This is a genomic window from Photobacterium sp. 270122K, assembly GCF_059941365.1.
The window spans coordinates 219,367-240,481 of sequence record NZ_JBPOEN010000005.1; the positions used below are offsets into that span (position 1 = coordinate 219,367).

The following is a 21,115-nucleotide window of genomic DNA, read 5'->3' on the forward strand; positions in this document are numbered from 1 at the left end:
ACATTACGTATGTCGGGGCTTCTTTTATTCACTGTATTTTACGACCTGTCCAATATTATGGATAGTTCGAGTTCAGTGAACCGAGATAGCAAATAAATGCTTCTTACTTTGCATTGACGGCTGCCAGCATCTCTTCATCCGGCTTTTTAAGCATCGCATACGTCACACCCGTTACCAGCGTACCTGCCGCAATCGCGACCAAGTACATGAACACTGGCGTGATCGCATTCGGGATGAACAGCACAAACAAACCGCCGTGAGGTGCCATCAGTTTTGCGCCAAACAGCATCGACAACGCACCGGTGAGTGCACCACCCGCCATACAGCTTGGGATCACTCGCATTGGATCGCGCGCCGCAAATGGAATAGCGCCTTCAGAGATAAAACACAGACCTAACACGAATGATGCTTTACCCGCTTCACTTTCACTGGCATTAAACTTACGTTTCGCCAAGAACGTCGCCAAGCCCATACCCAATGCCGGCACCATACCTGCCGCCATGACCGCCGCCATGGGTGCGTACGTTTGTGAGGCCAGCAAACCCACACCGAAAGTGTATGCCGCTTTGTTGACCGGGCCACCGAGATCGAAACACATCATACAACCCAGGATAATACCCAGCAGTACGGCGTTTGCAGAACCCATGTTGTTCAGGAAGGTGGTCAGTGCCGTCATCGCGCCAGCAACCGGGCCACCCACAACGTAAATCATGATCAGGCCGGTGAACAAACTGGCTACCAATGGAATGATCAGGATAGGTTTTAATGCTTCCATCGATTGTGGCAACTTAACGTGATCCGCAATCCACTTGGCACTGTAACCGGCAAGGAAACCCGCGACGATACCGCCCAAGAAACCCGCGCCCGTTGTGCTTGCCAACATACCGCCAATCAAACCCGGTGCCAGACCCGGACGGTCAGCAATCGAGAAAGCAATGAAGCCTGCCAATACCGGTACCATCAAGGCAAATGCAGAGCCGCCACCAATGGTCATCAGCGCGGCGGCCAATGTGCCTTCTTCTTTGAACGCTTCGATACCGAATACGAATGACAACGCAATCGACAAGCCCCCCGCAACCACCAATGGCAGCATGTGGGATACACCGGTCATCAGGTGTTTGTATGCGCCAGTTTTCTCTTGTTTCTGCTCGGTTTGCGCACCGGCTTGGTGTTGATACACGGTCGCCGTCGCAAACGCTTTGTCCATTTCATCGGTGGTCTTTTTCAGTGCCAGACCGGTGCTGGTTTTGTACAGCTTCTTGCCATTAAAGCGAGAAAGATCCACTTCGATGTCAGCTGCGATAATCACCAAATCCGCTGCGGCAATTTCTTCTGCCGTGAGCTGGTTTTTCGCGCCCACTGAGCCACGGGTTTCCACTTTAATTTGATGACCTTGACGCTGGCCTTCTTCTTCCAGCGCTTCTGCCGCCATAAAGGTGTGTGCCACACCGGTTGGACAAGCGGTAATCGCAACAATGCGCTTTACGCCGCCTTCTGTTTCCACACCTGCCGCCGATGCTGTTTGTGCGGTTGCGGCCAGTTGTGCTGCACTCAGCACGTCAGCGTTGGCTGTTGCGTTTTCCAGAAATGCTTTCGGGTCGTCAAAACACGCTGATACCGCACTCTGGTATACGCGCTTATCCGCAAAACGTGATAGGTCCACCGCTTTATCAGCAGCCACGATAATCACATCAGCCGCAGCAATTTGTGCATCCGTCAGGGTTTTCACCGACATCACGCTCGACTGGCATTCAATGCTCGCTTCCCACTTCAGATCAGCGGCGGCTTTTTCAATCAGCCCTGCCGCGATCACGCTGTTCGCGATACCGCTTGGGCAAGCTGTTACTACTGCAATTTTCATCTCAATCCCCTCTGCTCGAGTTACGCGTTCACGCGGCTAATTTGGACATTTTCTTTCACGCTAAGCACCCGATTGATATCTTCAACCCCAACGCCGACCTGACTCACTGCCAGTGCCGATACCGCCGTTGCAAAACGTAATGTCTCTTCTTTGTTCCATTGATTCAGTTGGCCCCAGCATAAGCCTGCGACCAAAGTATCACCGGCACCGACGGTACTCACCACCTGCATTTTCGGTGGCTGCGAACGCAACCAGCCATCTTGGTTCAGCCACATTACGCCGCTGGCGCCCAGTGACACCACCACGTTGGCAATGCCGTTATCCGCCAATTGCTCAGCGACCGTTTTCAGCTCAGCATCGGTGGTCAATTCGCGGCCTGCCCAATCCGACAGTTCTTCATCGTTTGGTTTCACTAACCACGGTGACGCATTTAAGCCCGCAGCCAATGCCGCTTTACTGCTGTCGAAGTACACTTGCTTGCCTTGGCGATGCAGCGCGGCAATCCAGTCTGCACATTGCTCCGGTGACAAACCACGCGGCAGGCTGCCGGCCATCACGAACACATCGTGCGATTCCGCCAAGCTAAACAAGGTCTTCTCAAATGCCGCAACATCATCGGCACTCACTTCCACACCCGGGAAGTTAATGTCACTCACGCGGCCATCTTGCTCGACCAGTTTCACGTTGATGCGGCTCGCGCCATTTACGCGCACAAACGCATCCTGCACGCCCAGTTGCTCGAACAACTGGCAAAACGGTTCTTGGTTATCAGCACCCAGCAGACCGGTCACGGTCACATCCGCACCCAATTCTGCCAGCACTTTGGCCACATTCACGCCTTTACCGGCCGGATGCAGGCTACCGCTTTCCACCAAATTCACGGTACCGGCGGTCAGTACGGATAAGCTACCGGTCAGATCCAAAGCTGGATTAAGAGTAACGGTTACAACTTTAGGTTTATTCATCTTATTTTCCCTCACCCAGACCATCAGCAATGGCTTGACCAATCGCTTCCAGTGCCGCATCAGCATCATCACCTTGCGCTGTGAATTGCAGCTCGTGGCCTTTCTTCACGCCAAGGGCAATCACTTTCATCAGGCTCTTTGCATTCACCGCTTTGCCGTCACCATTAAGGTTCGCCACCAGCAAGGTTGAATTGAATTTTTTCGCTACGCTCACCAACATGGCACCCGGACGGGCATGCAAGCCATGTGGGTTACGAATCGCAAACACAGCGGTGGTGCCGTCCAGCGCTTCTTCTGTCAGCAGTGACACCACACCAGCCGCATCAGCCGTGAACAGCTTGTCTGCCTGTTTTTTGTAAAGCAGTTGCGCAAGGTTGTGCATCACTGCACCATGACTGCCATTACACGCCGCCACAAACAACAGGCCTTTTACGGTGATGCCTGCATCTTCAAACGGTGCAGCTGGTGTCACGAACGAGATTGCGGTACGTGTTACCTCTTTCTGGCTTTTTGCTACCCACAAGCCCTGACCCACATGGGTGGCACCTTGTGCAATCGCATCCGCCACGGTGGCATTGCTCGCCGCCTGATGGTTTTTCACCAACCCAGCGGCTACAGCGGTTAACTGCACCAAATCAGTGGCAGGGAACGCCAGTTGTACCAGTGATGTGTCGACATCGGCTTCGGATTGCACTTCACCGTTTAGAATGGCAATCACGCCTTCTGCGCTGTTACAGTTTTTCAGGCGTTCTTCCACGCCATCGGCTGACAACACTTTGGTCAACTGCTTCAAAATGCCCAGGTGCTCGTCAGACTTCGCAGCGATACCAATGGCAAGGTACACCGTCTTGTCGTTATCCCAGTTCACACCCTGCGGGAAATGGTGCACACGTACACCGGTTTGTTTCACTAAATCGCGGGTATCGGTTGTTCCGTGTGGGATCGCAATACCGTTACCTAAAAACGTCGAATTCTGTGCTTCACGGTTAAGCATGCCGTTCACATAGCCGTTTTCGACCAAGCCTTGCTGCTCTAAACCTGCCGCAATGGCTTTGATCGCGTCTTGCTTGTTTGACGCGACTTGATTGAGCTGAATATCACTGGTTGATAATGACAGCATCTGTTCACTCCCGTTGTGTTCTCATGCCATGCTGACGTACAGACCGTCAGCCGCTACTAAGTCTAGCCCACTCAAAGCTGAATCGTTTCAGCTTTTCAGCAAATGAAAAAGTCTCAGCCTAATCTGAACGCCCTGCATGGTCGTTCTGTACCACCCGCTTACGCATACTGCGCCGTTTAGACGTGTTAATCGCAAGGTGTAAGGCTAGGCTGAAACCTTTCAGCTGACATGCTGAATGGTTTCAGCTAGTATTGCAATTGTTCTGTGCCAGATCTGTTTTGGATCTATGATCTCACGCACAATTTTCTATTCCTTGTGAGAATTCCACTGTCTTTTTCAACCATTGAGAGACATGATTCGAGCGGTTTATGACGGTAAGACACTCCCATGAAATTAGACGAAATCGCCAAACTCGCCGGTGTGTCACGCACCACCGCCAGTTATGTCATTAACGGTAAAGCCCAGCAATACCGTATCAGTGAGAAAACCCAAGCCAAAGTCATGGCCGTGGTGAATGAGCATAACTATCGCCCGGATCATGCCGCCACGTCTTTACGTGCGGGCAGCAGCCGATCATTTGGCTTGATCATTCCGGATCTGGAAAACAGCAGTTATGCCAAGCTCGCTAAATTGTTGGAAAGCAATGTACGTAAAGCCGGTTATCAACTGATCATCTCCTGTTCCGATGATGATGCAGAGACCGAAATGAAAGTGGCTGACACCCTGCTCAGTCGCCGTATTGATGCGCTGATTGTGGCCAGTGCCTTACCGGCCGATAACGATTTCTACAAACGTATTCAAAAAAGCAAAGTGCCAGTCATTGCCATTGACCGTGCCTTAGATGATGAGACGTTCGCTTCCGTGATCAGTGAAGACTTGGACGGCGCGTTTGATTTAACCGAAAGCTTGCTGGAAAGCTTTCGCGATACGGATCCCGATACGGGCAACAGCATTGGCTTGATCGGTGCGGTGCCAGAATTAGGCGTCTCGAAAGAACGTGAACAAGGTTTCCTGTCTGCGATCCGCGCGCACGGCAAACAGTTGACCGCAAAAGGTAATCCGTCAGCAGAGCTTACCGCCATCACCGCCTACGGCCACACCTTCAGTCAAGCAGAAGGCCAGCGTTTGGTACAACAGTGGATAGACAATGACATGCTGCCAGACGCGATTTTGGCCACATCCTACACGCTGTTTGAAGGGATTTTAGATGGCTTATTGGCAAACCCTGAACACATGGCGACCACCCGACTGGCGACCTTTGGTGATAACCGTTTGTTGGATTTTTTGCCGATCAAAATTCAGTCGCTGCCGCAGCAATTTGAAGTGATTGCCGATAACGCCCTGGAACTGACATTGAATGCGGTAGCCGGACGTTATCGGGCAGGCGTGGAAGTGGTACCGCGTAAAATAAAGCGCCGTTAAGGCGCTTATACCGCTTGATGGTTCTTTAAGTCCTGTTCTTTTAGTCCCGTTCTTTTAGAACCTGCTATTTTAATCCTGATCCTTCAGCCAATGCTTCGCTGCGACTTTACCTAGCGAGTACAACCGTTTGGCTTGCTGGGTAAGCGCGGCACTGGAATGATCAAGACGACGACGGTTAAGCTGCGTGTTGATGCCCTCTTCAAACGATCCCAATAGGCTTTCGCCGACTTCCGCCATATTATATGACGGCTGTTGATCGGGCATCGCCACCACAATGCCTTCATCCGGCTGGAGTTGATCCATATTGAAATCAAACGCAGCTTTGATGATTTTGCCTTTGGCATCGGTCGGCTGGGTTAAATCATACGGCGGTGCCCACTCGTTAGCAGGTTGCAGGCGATCGACCTGATTGAGCAGCATGATAACCCGTGGCTTCTTACGGCTACGATTTTTGGGTTGCAGATAGAAGTCATCAAATAGCTGCTTGAGCGCCACATCCTGCTGACGCGCAGGCTGATTGGCCTTCACCACCCAGAAAATCACATCACTCTGCGTCATTTGATCCAGCAACAAAGCGTGCGTTTTTTCGTTGCCATCAATGCCCGGTAAATCCACCAAATGAATAAGATCCACGCCTTCCACATGGCAGCGGTGAACCACAATTTTATCAGTCGATGGAATGGCGCTCACTTCTGCCACCATGCTGCCGATAAATGCATTCACGAACGAAGACTTACCCGCACTCACTTGCCCCACCAGCGCAACGCGCAGCGGTTCAATCTCTTCAGCCAAACGGCCTTCGTCTTGCTGCTTCACCGTGCTTTCACCCAGTTCGCCATCTGTCACCACATAACGGCCACTGTAGAGCTCAATCGCTACAGAAATGACTTCTTGCAGCAGCACTTTTTTCAACTTGCGCTGTACGTCATCACTGACTTGATCAAACAAGGCACCGAAAATCTGCCCTCGCGCTTCCGCCACAATACCCGCAGGGGTAAACGCACGGAATAAACGGTAAGCGTCATACAGTTTTTTCGCCGCCCCCAGCCTTTCTTTATGGCGGTACCCTTGCTGCAACGTCGAGATTTTCAAATGCTCAGCAAACGGCACGTGATTCAGCAAGAAATGGCGGTAACGCTTACTCACCTGCTCCATCATCAACAAAAATTCCGGCGCGGTAAACGCCCATTCTTGTCCCTGCCCGCCCTGTTGCATTTTACCTTTGCGCATGGCAGCGTAACGGGCTGACACATCCATCGCCAGCGCCATACTGTGTTCACGTAACGCAGGCCAACTGTCATCTTGCGCCAACAAGTCTTTGCTGCGGGCGTTCAGGCTTTGCCACACTTCGCGATCAAACGCGCCCCATTCACCAGATGGGGCGACATCCAACTCGCCTTTCAAATCATCAGCCGTTACATCCGGCTCTGCGCCTTGGCGGCGTACCCAAAAGTAACCCGCCAATACCAGCAAAGAACTCCCAGCCAGTACCAGCGACAGCATTAACCAATAACCGTTTTCCACCACGCTGACCAAGCCCAATCCGGCCAGAGCCAATACCGGCAACACCAACGCCATCAGAATCAGGGGGATCACGCCTGCCGATGTTCGTGACAATAAACTCACACTATTTTTTGTTCGTTTCATTACGCTTCTGGCTCTCTTTCACTTGCTTTAAGGCTTGCTCAAACACCGCTTTAATCGCATCGCTGCTCACCGGCTCGCCTTTACTGATATGGTACAGGTATTTACACGCTGCCCGACCAATGGCATAAGTCAGTCCAAAACTCATGGCGACGGCCAAGGCGCTACCGACAGTTTGCCCGTAAACCGGTATAAATTTTGTCAACTGACGCGCACCGAGTTGCGCCACGTAATTCACCACAAAGCTGCCACCCATTAACCCCGCAAATTCCGTAAAACGCTGGCGGTTCCACACCACGCCATAATGCCGCCCCAAACTGTGCAGCATTTTTCCCTGAATGGCCGGCACCGATACTAACCCCACCGCCGGCAAGGCATCTGACGCCCCGGCGCTGCCCGCATACCACATAATTTCACGTTGTAACTTGGCAAAATTACGTTGTTCCGCATCATGATGTTGTTGGTCCCCTTGCAGCAAATACAACACCGGCAATAGCTCAGCCAATTGTTGCTGCAGGTTTTCTACGCCATAGGGAAGCGATGTTGCGGCACCGTCATCCGTTGCGCCTGCCGCAGCCGTCGTCAATTCAGGCTCTGTTACCAGAAAATCCACCTGCACCGCATTAACAGGCGATCCCCAGACGTGATCGACCTGATCTTGGTTATGCCCGATCGCTTGCTTGCGCTGGCTGGCATCAAGCAACGACAAACAGCCGGTATGCACCAACAATAGGTTTTTAATCCGACCATCTTTGCGAATTTTGCTCAATGCCGCTAATACATCGTGCTGCGCAGGCTCTTCCGCTTTCATCACCACAATCAAGGCGTGGCTTTGTTGCTGACAGGCCGTGATATCTTCGGTGGGATCATAACTGGCTTCCGATAAGCCACGGGTATCGAGAAAGCGGAGAATGGGATTATCTTCAGGAAATTGATACGACAAGGCGGTTTGTGTACAAGGCTGGAAACCATTACCAATTTCAACGCTATTATTGCCCGTCAGGGTTTCAATCAGGGTCGATTTGCCTGCGCCGGTTTTTCCCATCAACCATAAGGTCGGTAATTGGGCTTCCCATTGCTGATTGGCCGCAGACAAATCCGGGTCTTCCGGTGGATTAATATACTGATAAATGTTTTTGAAAAATTGCTGCATCGTCACTTCCATCGCGACTTATTATGAAGGCATAGAAGTGACGATACCTCAGTTACCTGCGTTATCTCAAGGTGCTTAAAGATAACGCAGGCAAAATAACGCATTACATGCGATTTATTGGCGATGCCCGAGTGATGACACGAGTTATAGGGTTATATCTTTGAACTGTCTGCACTGTTTTCTGGCATCTTCATCCATGAGGTAAACAGCTCATACCAAATGGCCAAGACCACCGCCCCCACAAACAAACCGATGATCCCGGCGAGGAGCATCCCGCCAATCGCACCAATTAAAATCACTGGCATCGGAATGTCGACACCGCGCCCCATCAACATGGGTTTCAAAAAGTTGTCCGATAACCCAGCCACAAGCACCCACACGGTGAAAATGGTCGCTGGCGTTGTCTCCATGTAAGAAAACACGTAGATGATCACAGGCAGTACAATTAACAAGGCGGGCAATTGCGCAATGGCTAAGAAAAAAACGATCAACGTAATCAAGCCAGCCGCAGGGATCTTAAACACGAACATCGCGGCCCCAACCAAAATAGCCTGAATAAAGGCCACCCCCACCACGCCCAACAACACGCTGCGAATGGTTGCCGCAATGAGCGAAGCCCACGCCTCTCCGTTTGGCCCGACCACACGAATGGCGACACGTCTCACGCCTTCGGCCATGCTGTCAGAATGCGCCATAAAACCGGCTGCAATCAGCAGTGAAATAATAAACATCACCACGGTCGCCAACCCGCTGCCCAGCACGCCGGCGAAGGCACTGATCCCCGCTTTAATTTCAGGCATAAATTTAGAAATCGCCTGCGCCATGTTATTGGCAAACAGCGCCCACACGTCATACAGCTTGTCGCCCACCAATGGTATGTCAGCCACTTTTTGCGTTGGCCCAGGCAAGGTGATCGATTCTGCATCTTTCAGCAGATCCGTCGCCGCCACGATACCGTCGTACAGTGAGCCCATCACTAGCACCAAAGGCACAATCAAAATAGCGACCCCGAGCAAGGCGAGTATGGTGGCCGACAACCCCCGCTTGCCCTTCATTCGCCTTTCCAATTTAAGGGTCAGCGGCATTAAAGCGACAGCAATAATGGCGCCCCATAATACGGGGATGATAAACGGTTTGATGATGCCGTACGTCCACACCACAAGGGCAAACAACAGCCCGATTCGTATGGCTGACTCCAGCATGTTATTAATGAATATACTGCGCTTTTTATCTTCGACTTGTTTATCCATCATTATTTTCCTGACTGGTTTGATTGCTTTGGCTGGTTTGGCTGGCGCCCACTAAACTGGCGACCACGATCGCCATGTAAAACACGCCAGCAATCGCCTCTAAATAGACAATGACTTGAGCAAACGGGGTGATCGGGCTGATGTCGCCATAGCCCAATGTGGTTAAAGTGACAAAACTGAAATAGGCGGCATTGGCAAAGGTTTCCCCCCACGCTTTTTTCTCTAAACCGGTAAACGCAGCAGGCGAAAACTCCAAGATGAGCAGATAGGACAATGCCCACATTAAGCCGAGCAACAGGAATAACGCGAGGGAGCCGACGACCTTGTTGTTATCAATCGTGCCGGTAAATAAGATCTGCCTTGCGATGGACTTAAACGTGCCAAAGAAGAACACAAACATCAGCCCTAACATCAACACGTTGGTCTGCGTAAATCCAAAGGCACTTTTGGCCACGGCAAGGATCACCCAGGCCACCACCAGTGAGATCAGAAAACGGTACCAGCCACTGTCAAACCGCAAACTGGCTAAGCACACCACAAACGTGAGTAACGTCACCCACTGAGACAACATATCAACCCACCCAGAACGCACCACCTGTGACAATGACGAACTCAGGAGCAATAAAATCAGCGCCGATGTCAGATAGAAAAAGTTATTTTGAGATGTGATCTTTTTTCTCACGCTTGTCGTCGGCTTATCATTCATGCTGGTGTTCTCCTCGCGTTTTCTCGTCGTCCGCCTGCACCATGATGGAGGCCGTCATACCAAAGCGCAGGTTGACCCCTTCCGGCAATTGCAGCAGGGTAATTTTGACCGGTATACGCTGCGCTAAACGGATCCACTGAAAAACCGGATTCACATTCGGCAGCAAGTTGTACCCCACGGAACCGTCTTGTGGGGCGATCCCCCAGCCTAATGAATCCACTACCGCCTCAATGGGCTGTTCGGGATACGCCATTAACGTTACTTTGGCTTCATTGCCAATCTGAATATTGGCCAATTGATTTTCACGAAAATACCCCGACACCCAAAAACTATTCACATCCACCAATGCCAGCAACGGCTGATTGGCCACGGCTTGCGTACCTGTTTGAATATCAAGGTTAGACACATAACCATCAACCGTGGCATGCACTTGGGTAAAAGAGAGGTTCAAGATCGCTGACAACCGCTTTTGCTCCGCGACTTTAATTTGTACCAGCGACTCTTCATAGGCTATCTGCCGACGGGTCAAATCTTTACGAGAGACAGCGCCGCGATCCTTGGCCTGAATATCAAGTAAGCGGTCATATTCGATTTTCTTGCCCCGCGCACTGATCGTGGTTCGCTCTAGCGATGACTCCGCTTGTGCCAACGCCACTTCAAACGTGGTGGGGTCAATCTCAAACAGCAACTCGCCTTTTCGCACAAATTGGTTATCCACCACCGCCACCTGCACCACCGGGCCTGACACTCGTGGCGCCACTTTGACGATATTGGCCCGTACTTGGCCATTACGCGTCCATGGATTATCGAAATAGGCTTGGTATTTCCCGTAGCCCCAATACAACGCCGCGCCAATAATCACGACGTTTATCAGTACCACGAGCAATTTTTTTATGGCTTTCATTGTTACCTCTCCCCCGATCTTATCCCTTGCTCTTGATGGCTAAAAAGGCAGCCAAAATGTATCTATCGCCACCACGTACAAAACAGTAATGGCCAAAAACGTCGTAGACGGATAAATGATCAAACGTGATAAACGGGTTTTATTCAGTACAATCACCGTCACCCACGCGGCAATCACCGCCACAATCAATACCTGCAACAAGGGCGAGTAATAGATATCTCCCCATGCCAATTCATGTGGCACCCTACTGACCGATGTCATGACTCACCTCCTGCCGGGAAGGCTGGCGTATTTTGACGATCAGACGAATGAACAGGCGCACCGGGGTAACGCTGCTGGCTAGGATCAATCGGTTCACCAAACGGTGACGTGGCCGGTGGCACTGCATCCGGCGACAAGGCGGGTAACACCGTGTCATCCAACAGCTCGCCCCAATCGGTGCGCTCTTTCAATTGCTGTTGGGTGTCAGGACGAATAAAGGCGCGGCCGGTTTCCGCCTCCCACCCACCGCCGAGTGATTTGTACAGCGCCACCACTTGATTGGCGACGTTGCCTTTGACAATGGCGTAAGCATCTTCACTGCGGGTCATTTTTTCTAATGAACTGAGCAAACGCTCAAAGTTGATCTGGCCATTTTCATACTGCGTCAGTGACAAGTTATACGCCCGCACCGACGCATCGACTGAGTTAAACGCCAGCGTTTTTTGCCTCAAATTCAATTGGTATGAAGACAACGCGGTACTCACTTCTTGCACCGCCAGCAGCACCTGTTTGTTGTAGTTGGTCAGGGTTTCTTGGAAGCGGGCATCTTGAAGGCGGATGGTATTTTTCACCCGCCCATACTGGAAAATATTCCACGAAAACGTTGGCCCCAACGACAAATTCAACGCATCACTGAATGAGAAGTCATTACCCGCCTGCACCGTGCTGTTCACACCAATGGCACCAAACAACGAAAACTGCGGGTACAAATCCGCTTTTGCGATGCCAATTTGTGCACTTTGGGCTTGCGCCTGTAACTCGGCCAATTGCAGGTCCGGTCGGCGTAACACCAGCCCGGCATCTATCTGGGGGAATAACTTGGGTGTGGCGGGGATCAACGAAAATTGCTCGTAATCGGTGGATAAGCGGCGGTTACGTTCGGTCTGATATTTATTGTCGAACGCGTTAATTTTGGCGTCAATTTGCGCCCCTTGCAGCAACCCTTGGACCTGATCAGGCAAAATGCCCAACAACACCGCCAGCGCATTGCGTGACTGCATCATGCCGATTTGTAAACTGGGCAAAGCCGATTGGGTGTTGTAGAGCTGCGTTTTGGCTTGCTGCACATCCAACTCCGTCACATCACCAGAGTCATACTGCACTTGTGTGATCCGCACTACGCGCTTTTGAATATCAATGTTGCGCTGTGATAGCAGCACCCGCTCTTGAAACGTGCGGTAATTGATGTAGTTGCGCACCACTTCTGCGGAGATCGTGACAAGAATGTCGTGATAGGACGCAATAGAGCCATAGAGCGACGCTTCGGCAGACTCAATACCACGGGCATAACGCCCCCACACATCCAACTCCCACGCCGCATCAAAACTGACCGTGGCGTTATCAAAGGTATTTTCGTTTTGGTAGATTTTCGCCACGCTGCCTGACAGCGCCTGCCGTTGCGGATACTGAAACGAATCCGCGACACCCACCGCGGCACGGGCTTGCAGGATCCGCAACCCCGCCGCTTCAATGTCTAAATTTTGCTGACTGGCCGTGTACACCAGTTGATTAAGAGCCGGATCATTAAATTGCTGCCACCAGCGCGCGGTTTTCATTCGGCTTTGTTGCGTGTCATGCGCGCCCCAACTGGCCGGCAACGTGGGTGCCGCTACGCCGGAAAAATCCGGACCTAAGACGGTACAACCGGGCATAAGCATGAGTGAAAGCAGCAAAATACCTGCGTGTCGTGTGCGCGTCACGTTTCCCCCTAAAATGACTTCATTGAGAAAGCCAGCCACTGCACGGCATCACTTGCTTGTTTACAGCGCAGTAAAGATTCAAACATGTTTTTCTTTAAGTTTAGGAAAATATAAAAATCCGCAATGTCTGAATGTGAATACGCCTCCCACTCCAATGACGTAAAGTAGGTATTAAGACGGGTTTCTAATTGCTGGTAATCCTGTGCAAGCAACACATCTTCTTTTTCATTCGCGTTGGCCGCCTCAGTATCACGCGTCGTCGGCAAGATCATTAATGCGGCGATCAACGGTGGGATCACCGTGTCTTTATGTTGTTGACGGGCACGGCGCACTAACGGGCTTTCAGCCAAGCGATCGCTGGCTTTCAGCAACATGGTGAGATGGTGATGACACCGTTCACACTCGCTGACAAAGGCGGTCAATTTCTCGGCATCCACTTCTCGGTAAAAGCCATGGTTAACCTTGCTGCTCCACACTTTCATCTTGGTCAGCGCCACTTTCATGGTGGCCATGCGCCATACCGACACCCAACGATCCCAACAACTGAGTCTCGGCGTTTGATGCAGTAAAATCAGCCGGTAGGCGTGGCGGAGAAAACGCTCTCGAAACACCATCACTAAATCGGCAGGCCGTGACGTAAAAGGAAAATAATGCGACACCACCACGACCACTACAGTGAGATAAAACAGGCTGACAATGGTTAACGTAATACCAAAGTGATACACCATTTGGTTATTCAGCCCTAAGGTGAACATCCCAAGCAGGAAGAAAATCGTGATTGGCCCTTTGAGGAAATAAAATGCGACGAAGGTATAAACAAAAATAAAACAGGCTAATTCTGATCCCAATGTTAACTGCGGCAACAAAAACACATACGCGGGAACAGAAAACAAAAAGCCCAGAGTAAAGAGGATAAACAACACAAAAGGATGGACGGGCATGTAGGACAGCAACGACACAAACAAGGTGCCAAAAATCACCAAATTATAGCCCCCAGGTGGATTAGCCATGATCCAAAACCACCCCGTCAGCCAATACACAACAAACACTTTGATTGCGGTTTTGGCGTTTTCTGCATCCCACCAATTAAAATTGGGCGACGCTTTCAAGGCAGGCAAGGTAAACCCGACAAAGCCCGTCACGGAATCAATGCTGCTAATGCAACTGTGTAATTGGCTCAGTTTTTCACGTAATTGCTTGAGTAAAAAAACGTTGGTAATAGCTTCCCCACGGTACAGGTGCCCTGTATTGGCCAATAACGCTTTGTTGTATTCAATGTTGTCGTACACCTCCGGCGGCGTGGCGGCGTGGGTTTCCCATGCGCGGGGTAACTGTTCAAACAGCGTGATGATCTGCTCATGCAGTTGGCCATACTTCACCACATAGTCCGCCGGATGCCCATCAGAACGGGCATGATCTTTCGCCGCAAACAGTAAAATGTCCGTGACTTGCTGAAACAAGCGCACCGCCCCATCCCACTCTTTTTTGTACGCCGAAATGGCACTGCATTCCCCGTTCAAGGTGTGATAGCGGGCATCAAAGGCTTGCTGAGCCGCAAAAACTGCCTGACTCAAGGTTTCTGTTTTATTATCTTCTGCGGGATAACGTGTCACCGCATTAATATGCGCGAATAAGGCTTGTTGCGCCTGACTGAGCGTGGTGGCCAATTGATGCAGGTTTTGCTCTACCCGTGGCGGAAATACGTAAACCCCCACCAAGGTATACACCACCACGCCAAAAATGGTCATGAAGGTTCGATCAACCCCGTACAAAAATGCCCCTTGCGCATCGCCGCCGTTATACATCATCAGCACCATCACGCCCGTCAGCATAAACAAGGTCGGATCATTAAGGTAAGCGGTACGAATATAAAACACCACCACAATCACCAACGATACGCTGAGCATATACAGCAAGCGATCTTGTGCGAACATTCCCACCAACAATAGACCGATGATGCCACCGGCAATGGTGCCAAGCACCCGCAACGTCCCTTTGGCTAAGGACTCTCGCCGACTGCCTGTGGATGCAATCAACATCACCGTGGTGGCCGCAGTGGACGGTTGATTCCAGCCCATCGCCATGGGAATAAGAAAGGCCAATGTCAGGCTAATCGCAACACGGAAAGCGAACTTGAAGGTATCATTCAAGCAAAACGGCACCAACCAGGTTTGCGGCTGTAACAAGCGCACGCCGTCATCAGCTGCGGATGCGTCCGCAGGCACACTGTTTGCTTTCCCCTTTAACTTAGGCACCGACTCAGACCTTGTTGCCACCTCGTCCCGCCTCCTCTTTTCTTATACGGCTCACACCAGCACACTGTGTTAAGCCTAGAAGAGCTCATCAATACTCGATGATTTATTTGTGGCAAGTTTTTGAATAGGGGTGATACAAAAAGGAAAAAACGGGTGAAAAACAGAAAAAAACACAATAAAAAACCCTGAGCGTAAACTCAGGGTTTAGGGAGCGGACATGACCGCCTCAAGCGAACGAAAAGGGCATCAAAGAATTCGAGATTGTACCGCTTGAATCGCATTTAGCATCAATTTCACGGCTGGCAGCATACGGCTTTCATCAATATCGAAATCACCATTGTGATGACCTGCGGTCAGATCGGAGCCAACCAAATAATAAATGGCTTTACCGCCTTTGGCCTGTACACGATCGACTAAATAACCCGCATCTTCACTGGCCCCGAAATCTTTCTCGGTGACAACGTCCGTGAAACCGCTGTCGGGTCCAAGCTGCGCCAGCAAGTTAACCAATTCGGCATCGTTAACTAACCCGATAGCTTCCCCTTGCGGGCTAATATCGGCCTTCACACCGTGCATCATGGCAGCCGCTTGCGCGATCATTTCCACTTGCTGGAACATATACGAGTTCAACTCGCGGTTTTCACCCCGCGTTTCGCCCATCAATACCGCATTCGCGGGGATCACGTTACGGCCGTCACCGGCATGCATTTGTCCGACATTGATACGGGTCATGCCATCACGGTGACGCGGGATCGCCAGCATTTGGTTCACCGCCGTACACGCGGCGGCTAACGCATTTTGCCCCGCGTTAGGTTCAATACCGGCGTGAGCAGGCTTGCCCGTAAAGTGAATATCAAATTTGGAACTGCACAAAAAGTGCTGCGGATCACACACCAAAGTACCACTTGGCACGTTCATGCCAATATGCGCAGCGAAGAAGTAATCCACATCATCCAGCCAACCGCTTTGCGCAATGGCTTTACCCGCGCGACACCCTTCTTCGGCAGGCTGGAACAACAGTTTGATGGTACCGGTCAGTAATTCGCGGTTTTCCGCCAATACTTCAGCCACCCCTAACCCCATCGCAGCATGCGCATCATGACCGCACGCATGCGCAACACCGGGTGACAATGAGGCAAAGCCCAAAAAGCGCGGACGATGCATATCGTCTTGGCTTTCCATCACCTCCACCGCATCAATATCAAAACGCAGAGCAATGACCGGCCCCGGCTTACCGGTATGTAAGGTCGCGCCAATCCCTGTCACGCCTTCCATTTGTGCCAGATACTGTGTTGATGCGCCCCAACTCATCGCACGCTCTTGTGCTTTCGCCACCCGCTCTTCTTCGCGCCCCATGATCGCATCACGATCAATGATGTCGCGGCTGAAATGCAAGCTATACCCCATCATTTCAAGGTGGCTGGCAATACGGCTGGTGGTGAAAAATTCCTGCCATGCCGCTTCCGGATAACGGTGAAACTCACGACGGTGCGTCATTAACCGTTGGGTTAACAGCGATTCATCGATTTGAAAATGATCTAACACGTCTACTTCCTACACTCTTTTTATGAGGCGCCAAGCACTAATAGCCCGTTAGCTCCATAAATCCCTGTCCTTTATGGCTACCAGTAATGCGAATTGGGCCTTCCCAATATGAAAACACAAACGGCAACCATTGTTCCTTGCGTACAACATCCACTTTTATTTTTATCTGGTGGGATGGTACTTCTATGTACCAGTTTAATGGGTAATTCTTGCCATTGTGGGTCGTGAATGAAACAGGCGACAATCGGATTTGTTCCGACAACAACGGCTCTGTTCGACCATCAGGCCAACTTCGCGAACCAAAGTAATATGGTCGCTTATTTTTTTCCCTGATTTGATACAACATCAGCGCACTGCCATCATCAAGCCGTATGGAAAACCAATCCCACCCCAACTGCGTCGATGATAAGCCTTTACTGCTCCACTCACGATCATACCAACCGTCGCCGGTGACATGATATTTTGTTCCGTCTAACTCCAGGCGTCCCTTCACTTTTAAGAACGGCGCGCTGTAGTAATACGAAGCAATGTCTAACGTTGGATGCTTTTTACTGTACCCGCCGTCACCTTGTAGGACGACGGCCCCATTTTTCTGTATGGCCAATTTGGCTTTCACGCCCTCATCATCAAACGACAACACACCAGGAAACGGATTATCGCCGTAGGATCGCCAATACCAGTTATCCATCCACGCACGGAAAGGATGACCAATCACACCGGCTTGGCCTACGCCGCCCCGTGCAAAACGTTCAAACGCCCAAGTTTTATTTTCGCTGGTGACGACCACATGCGCCATATAACGCTGCGGACTTTGCCAGCCATTACCGGTTCGGTTGGCTGACGCATGGCGGAACAGTGTCCACTGCACCCCAAACTCTTCCCCGCTTTCTGCGGTTAAATTTGACGTGAAATACCACCACTCATTGCGAAAATCAGGATGCGGTAAATGGTCTTGCGGAAACGTAAACGTGCGCCTCGGTTCAACCGGCGTGAACGTGTCAGTTTCTTCATCCATCATCACTGATACAGAACGGCCCACTGTCGGCGCGGGCTGATCACACCCCGCCAGTAACGCAAATACCGCACCGTATAAACAGGCCAGTCCTTTATGACGTAAAGTTCGCATTAGAACGCCTCTCGCAATGACAAAATCGCCGAACGCTTGACTAAGCGCCATACCGGCCAAGCGCCCGCCGCCAGTAACACCGCCAACGCAGAGCCCAACGACACAAAGTAATCTACCGGGAAATATTCAACCGGCATGGTCCAACCAAAGGAATATTTCAATACCACATCAATCAACAACTGGGCCAAAACTAATCCCAGTGGCAACGCCATTAACGCGGTCATCAAACCAATTAACAGCAACTGTCCACCGCCCAGCAACGCTAACTCACGGCCTGTCATGCCCATACAACGCAACAGCGCAAACTGGCGCTGGCGTGACATTTCACCGGCTAACGTGGCAAAGAACAGCCCGCACACCGCCACAAACAAGGTTAACTTACCCAGGGTCGCGGTAACGATAAAGGTACGATCAAACACCTTCATGGCTTGCTGCATTAACTCGGTATTGTTCCGTACCCGCTCTGGAGGTAAACGGAATGCCTCACCCAATTTTTGCATCATGCCCATGGTATTCACCCCATCCGCGAGATGGATAGCCAGTGCCACTTGCCCTTTATGCGGCCAAATAGCCTGCCAACGCTTCTGCGATAAGATGATCTGCCCATGCGGGTTGCCGTAGTCGTAATACACTCCGGCAATGTGCCACTTCTTATTCATCGGTGGCGGTAAGTCCACCACTTGTCCCGGCTTCCACCCTTGTTTAAGGGCTAATGATTCACTCACCAAAATCGAACGACCATGGTGCAGTTTCTGCCAGTATTCCGGCACCGACACTTTGATCGCCATTGCTTGTTTTTCATCGCCTGTCCCGCCGATACTCACGACCTGCAATTTGCCGACTTGGGTCGCCAATGTTTTGCTCCATTGCCACCATACCTGCTCAACCTCGTCCTGCTTTTCCAGCCAGTTCGACATCCGCGGTGCCATGTTAATGGACGGACGCACATAAATATCCGCAGCCAGACGCTGATCCAACCAAGTTTCGGTGGTGTTTCGGAAACTGCCCACCATGGTTTCCATGCCGATATTAGAGGCCAATGCCAACATGAAAGCCATCGCGGCCACGCCACGGTAACTCAGGCTTGCGGCGGCATCCGAGAAGAACCAGCGCAAACGCGCCGATTTCACCACGTTGCCCAGCAAGCGGAAAAATTGCAGTAACACAAACGGCATCACCAAGGCCGAGGCAATCAGAATACAGGCGATCAAGACGAAGCCTTCTTCCTGCCCATGAGGCAATTGATACACCGCCAATGCCACGCCCAAGAAGAGGCAAGAGAACAAGGCTTGCAGCGCAAATTCACGGCCGCTAAATCGCACTAACGACATATGGGTGGCTAAACGTGCTGGCGGGGTTTTGATCAAACGCAGCAATGGCCAACCACACGCCAACAAACTACCGATAATGGCCACCAGCAAGGACGCAACGCCCCACTCCCAGTGCCATTCCACCGCTAAGCTAATATTCGCTCCATACAAGTCATTCAGCGTTTCAGCCACGGATGGCAATAAGCGTTCGGCCAACAGCAAGCCAAGCATATTTCCGCCGATCAAGCCCAGTACGATCCATCCCATCAGCTCCATCATCAGCACACTGGCTAACTGGAAAGAAGAGACCCCCGCTTGGCGCATTAAGCCGACCAAGGGTTGGCGCTGACTGAACGACAACGACATCGCCTGATAAAAAATGAATAACCCCACGACAAACGCCAGCATGCCCATGGCAAACAAGTTTAAATGGAACGCATTGGTCAGCGGCTCTAAACCCGCCACTTCTTGCTGTTCCAATTTCAGTGCCATCGGCAATTGCGCCATCAGTCGACGTTGATCATCTGTCGAGAGATCGCTACATAGAATCGCGGTTAACCCTGATCCCGGTTGCAATGAACGCAGTAATGCGAGATCGGCGACCATGCGAGGGCCACTGATCCGCTCTTCAGACACCACTTTCAGCGGGCCGATTTGCTTGCCGGTTTCCAGTGTGAGGTATTGCCCGTCCACCAAATTCATGTAATTCGCTAACTGCTCACCCACCAATAACGGATACGGCGGCTGCATCAGCGACAGCATTTGCGCTTGGGTGCCCCCACTCACCGTTGGCTGTTGCTTAAACATGGAATACAGCGCGATCGGGTCAACCCCGACAATATCTACATCGCGGCCATCATTGGTTTGCACGCGCAGCTGATCAAGCGGGACGCATTGATCAAATCCGACACGACGAAGTTGAATATAAAAGCCTTGCGGCACTTTTAAGGATGGCTGGACGTGACGAATGCGATACGGAAAAGGATTGGAGAAAAGTTGTTCGCCATCACGGTAACTTTCACGGGCTTGTTGGTTTACACCAAGCACGCCCACCAACAGGGCAATACCTAAAGTCAAACCAAACCAGACCAGCACAATTTGCAGTGGGTGACGCTTATAATGCCCCCAAAGCGCCTTAGCTACGGGGTTTAACATGTAGCTGTCCTCCTTGCAGACGAATACAACCGCTCATGTGTTCCGCTACTTGATGGCTGTGCGTCACCAGCAGCAAGGTACAATCAAGCTGTTTGGTCAGGCTAACCAACAAACGGATCACCGCGGCGGCATTGCGCTCATCTAAGCTACCGGTCGGTTCATCAGCAAGTAAAATTTGGGGTTCCATGTACAAAGCACGGGCAATCGCTGCACGTTGTTGCTGTCCACCGGACATCTCTTCCGGATAGCGACTGAGCAATGGCATTAGATCCAACGCGGCAATAATTTGTCGCCACAACGCGGGTTTTTCAGGTAGCCCTTTTAACTGACGGCAAAAACGGATGTTATCCGCCGTGGTCAGCGTAGGCAGTAAGTTGAATTGCTGGAAAACAAGGCCAATGTTATTACGACGAAAGGCAGTACGTTCGCGCTCAGAGATGGCATGAATAGGCTTATCACCCAACCACACTTCCCCTGAATCGGCGACATCCAACCCGGCAATTAAATTCAGTAGTGTACTCTTTCCCGAGCCACTCTCCCCCATTAACGCAAGTTGTTCACCCTGTTTGAGGTCTAATTCTGCACCTTGCAACACCGAATGGTATTCGTCACCATCCATATAGCCTTTGCAAAGGTCGACCAGTCGTAACATTATTGTCCCCGGCAGTAGGAAAGTTGAGTGCTGTGGAATTTACAGGAAAGCGGTATCTCTATAAAGCACTTTAAAACCCTTACGCA

Annotated in this window: 16 protein-coding genes; 1 reads left to right on the forward strand and 15 read right to left on the reverse strand. The window is 51.2% G+C overall.

From position 1 onward, the window contains the following. Positions 1-103 precede the first annotated feature (103 nt). From fruA to fruB, 3 genes are read right to left on the reverse strand one after another with little or no spacing between them, the layout of a single operon-like run. Positions 104-1,861: a PTS fructose transporter subunit IIBC gene (gene fruA, locus ACSF8W_RS11500; protein WP_500847468.1), complete on the reverse strand. Its 1,758-nt coding sequence runs from the start codon at positions 1,859-1,861 to the stop codon at positions 104-106. A 20-nt stretch (positions 1,862-1,881) separates the two neighbouring features. Continuing rightward, complete coding sequence (gene pfkB, locus ACSF8W_RS11505) at positions 1,882-2,826, reverse strand: 1-phosphofructokinase (RefSeq protein ID WP_500847469.1); 945 nt, start codon at positions 2,824-2,826, stop codon at positions 1,882-1,884. A 1-nt stretch (position 2,827) separates the two neighbouring features. Further along, entirely contained in the window at positions 2,828-3,946 is a 1,119-nt protein-coding gene (fruB, locus tag ACSF8W_RS11510) for a fused PTS fructose transporter subunit IIA/HPr protein (RefSeq protein ID WP_500847470.1), read from the reverse strand. 387 nt (positions 3,947-4,333) lie between these two features. On the opposite strand from fruB, the gene cra reads away from it, so the two are divergent. After that, positions 4,334-5,368: a catabolite repressor/activator gene (gene cra / locus ACSF8W_RS11515; RefSeq protein WP_500847471.1), complete on the forward strand. Its 1,035-nt coding sequence runs from the start codon at positions 4,334-4,336 to the stop codon at positions 5,366-5,368. Between the two features lie 69 nt (positions 5,369-5,437). On the opposite strand, the gene ACSF8W_RS11520 is transcribed toward cra, so the two are convergent. The 12 genes from ACSF8W_RS11520 to ACSF8W_RS11575 all read right to left on the reverse strand — a co-directional run bounded on the left by ACSF8W_RS11520 (position 5,438) and on the right by ACSF8W_RS11575 (position 21,029). Beyond that, positions 5,438-7,015 carry a GTPase family protein gene (locus ACSF8W_RS11520; RefSeq protein ID WP_500847472.1) on the reverse strand — a complete coding sequence of 526 codons (1,578 nt, stop codon included), beginning with the start codon at positions 7,013-7,015 and terminating at the stop codon, positions 5,438-5,440. Next, positions 6,996-8,165 (reverse strand): YcjF family protein, encoded by a 1,170-nt coding sequence (locus ACSF8W_RS11525; RefSeq protein ID WP_500847473.1) that lies wholly within the window; start codon positions 8,163-8,165, stop codon positions 6,996-6,998. The genes ACSF8W_RS11520 and ACSF8W_RS11525 overlap by 20 nt, the downstream gene beginning before the upstream one ends. Positions 8,166-8,317: 152 nt before the next feature. After that, a complete protein-coding gene (locus ACSF8W_RS11530; protein WP_500847554.1) occupies positions 8,318-9,415 on the reverse strand; it encodes an AI-2E family transporter in 1,098 nt (365 codons plus the stop codon). Next, complete coding sequence (locus ACSF8W_RS11535) at positions 9,408-10,121, reverse strand: potassium channel family protein (protein ID WP_500847474.1); 714 nt, start codon at positions 10,119-10,121, stop codon at positions 9,408-9,410. The genes ACSF8W_RS11530 and ACSF8W_RS11535 overlap by 8 nt, the downstream gene beginning before the upstream one ends. Beyond that, positions 10,114-11,016: an HlyD family secretion protein gene (locus ACSF8W_RS11540; protein WP_500847555.1), complete on the reverse strand. Its 903-nt coding sequence runs from the start codon at positions 11,014-11,016 to the stop codon at positions 10,114-10,116. Before ACSF8W_RS11540 ends, ACSF8W_RS11535 begins: the two co-directional genes overlap by 8 nt. A gap of 48 nt (positions 11,017-11,064) precedes the next feature. Further along, the gene (locus ACSF8W_RS11545) at positions 11,065-11,268 is read right to left on the reverse strand and encodes a DUF1656 domain-containing protein (RefSeq protein ID WP_500847556.1); all 204 of its coding nucleotides are present in this window, start codon (positions 11,266-11,268) and stop codon (positions 11,065-11,067) included. Between the two features lie 14 nt (positions 11,269-11,282). Next, on the reverse strand, positions 11,283-12,944 hold the full coding sequence (locus ACSF8W_RS11550) for a TolC family protein (RefSeq protein ID WP_500847557.1): 1,662 nt from the start codon (positions 12,942-12,944) through the stop codon (positions 11,283-11,285). A 50-nt stretch (positions 12,945-12,994) separates the two neighbouring features. Next, positions 12,995-15,136: an FUSC family protein gene (locus ACSF8W_RS11555; protein WP_500847558.1), complete on the reverse strand. Its 2,142-nt coding sequence runs from the start codon at positions 15,134-15,136 to the stop codon at positions 12,995-12,997. A 351-nt stretch (positions 15,137-15,487) separates the two neighbouring features. Beyond that, complete coding sequence (locus tag ACSF8W_RS11560) at positions 15,488-16,786, reverse strand: amidohydrolase (protein WP_500847475.1); 1,299 nt, start codon at positions 16,784-16,786, stop codon at positions 15,488-15,490. Positions 16,787-16,823: 37 nt separating this feature from the next. Next, entirely contained in the window at positions 16,824-17,912 is a 1,089-nt protein-coding gene (locus ACSF8W_RS11565) for a lipocalin-like domain-containing protein (RefSeq protein ID WP_500847476.1), read from the reverse strand. Further along, the gene (locus ACSF8W_RS11570) at positions 17,912-20,377 is read right to left on the reverse strand and encodes an ABC transporter permease (protein WP_500847477.1); all 2,466 of its coding nucleotides are present in this window, start codon (positions 20,375-20,377) and stop codon (positions 17,912-17,914) included. Before ACSF8W_RS11570 ends, ACSF8W_RS11565 begins: the two co-directional genes overlap by 1 nt. Then, positions 20,358-21,029, reverse strand: a complete 672-nt coding sequence (locus ACSF8W_RS11575; RefSeq protein ID WP_500847478.1) for an ABC transporter ATP-binding protein — start codon at positions 21,027-21,029, stop codon at positions 20,358-20,360. The genes ACSF8W_RS11570 and ACSF8W_RS11575 overlap by 20 nt, the downstream gene beginning before the upstream one ends. Positions 21,030-21,115: the final 86 nt, after the last annotated feature.

Bases quoted from the DNA above. Each gene is read 5' to 3' on its own strand.
- fruA (WP_500847468.1), bottom strand. From the start codon at position 1,861: ATGAAAATTGCAGTAGTAACAGCTTGCCCAAGCGGTATCGCGAACAGC.
- pfkB (WP_500847469.1), bottom strand. From the start codon at position 2,826: ATGAATAAACCTAAAGTTGTAACCGTTACTCTTAATCCAGCTTTGGAT.
- fruB (WP_500847470.1), bottom strand. From the start codon at position 3,946: ATGCTGTCATTATCAACCAGTGATATTCAGCTCAATCAAGTCGCGTCA.
- cra (WP_500847471.1), top strand. From the start codon at position 4,334: ATGAAATTAGACGAAATCGCCAAACTCGCCGGTGTGTCACGCACCACC.
- ACSF8W_RS11520 (WP_500847472.1), bottom strand. From the start codon at position 7,015: ATGAAACGAACAAAAAATAGTGTGAGTTTATTGTCACGAACATCGGCA.
- ACSF8W_RS11525 (WP_500847473.1), bottom strand. From the start codon at position 8,165: ATGCAGCAATTTTTCAAAAACATTTATCAGTATATTAATCCACCGGAA.
- ACSF8W_RS11530 (WP_500847554.1), bottom strand. From the start codon at position 9,415: ATGGATAAACAAGTCGAAGATAAAAAGCGCAGTATATTCATTAATAAC.
- ACSF8W_RS11535 (WP_500847474.1), bottom strand. From the start codon at position 10,121: ATGAATGATAAGCCGACGACAAGCGTGAGAAAAAAGATCACATCTCAA.
- ACSF8W_RS11550 (WP_500847557.1), bottom strand. From the start codon at position 12,944: ATGCTTATGCCCGGTTGTACCGTCTTAGGTCCGGATTTTTCCGGCGTA.
- ACSF8W_RS11565 (WP_500847476.1), bottom strand. From the start codon at position 17,912: ATGCGAACTTTACGTCATAAAGGACTGGCCTGTTTATACGGTGCGGTA.
- ACSF8W_RS11570 (WP_500847477.1), bottom strand. From the start codon at position 20,377: ATGTTAAACCCCGTAGCTAAGGCGCTTTGGGGGCATTATAAGCGTCAC.
- ACSF8W_RS11575 (WP_500847478.1), bottom strand. From the start codon at position 21,029: ATGTTACGACTGGTCGACCTTTGCAAAGGCTATATGGATGGTGACGAA.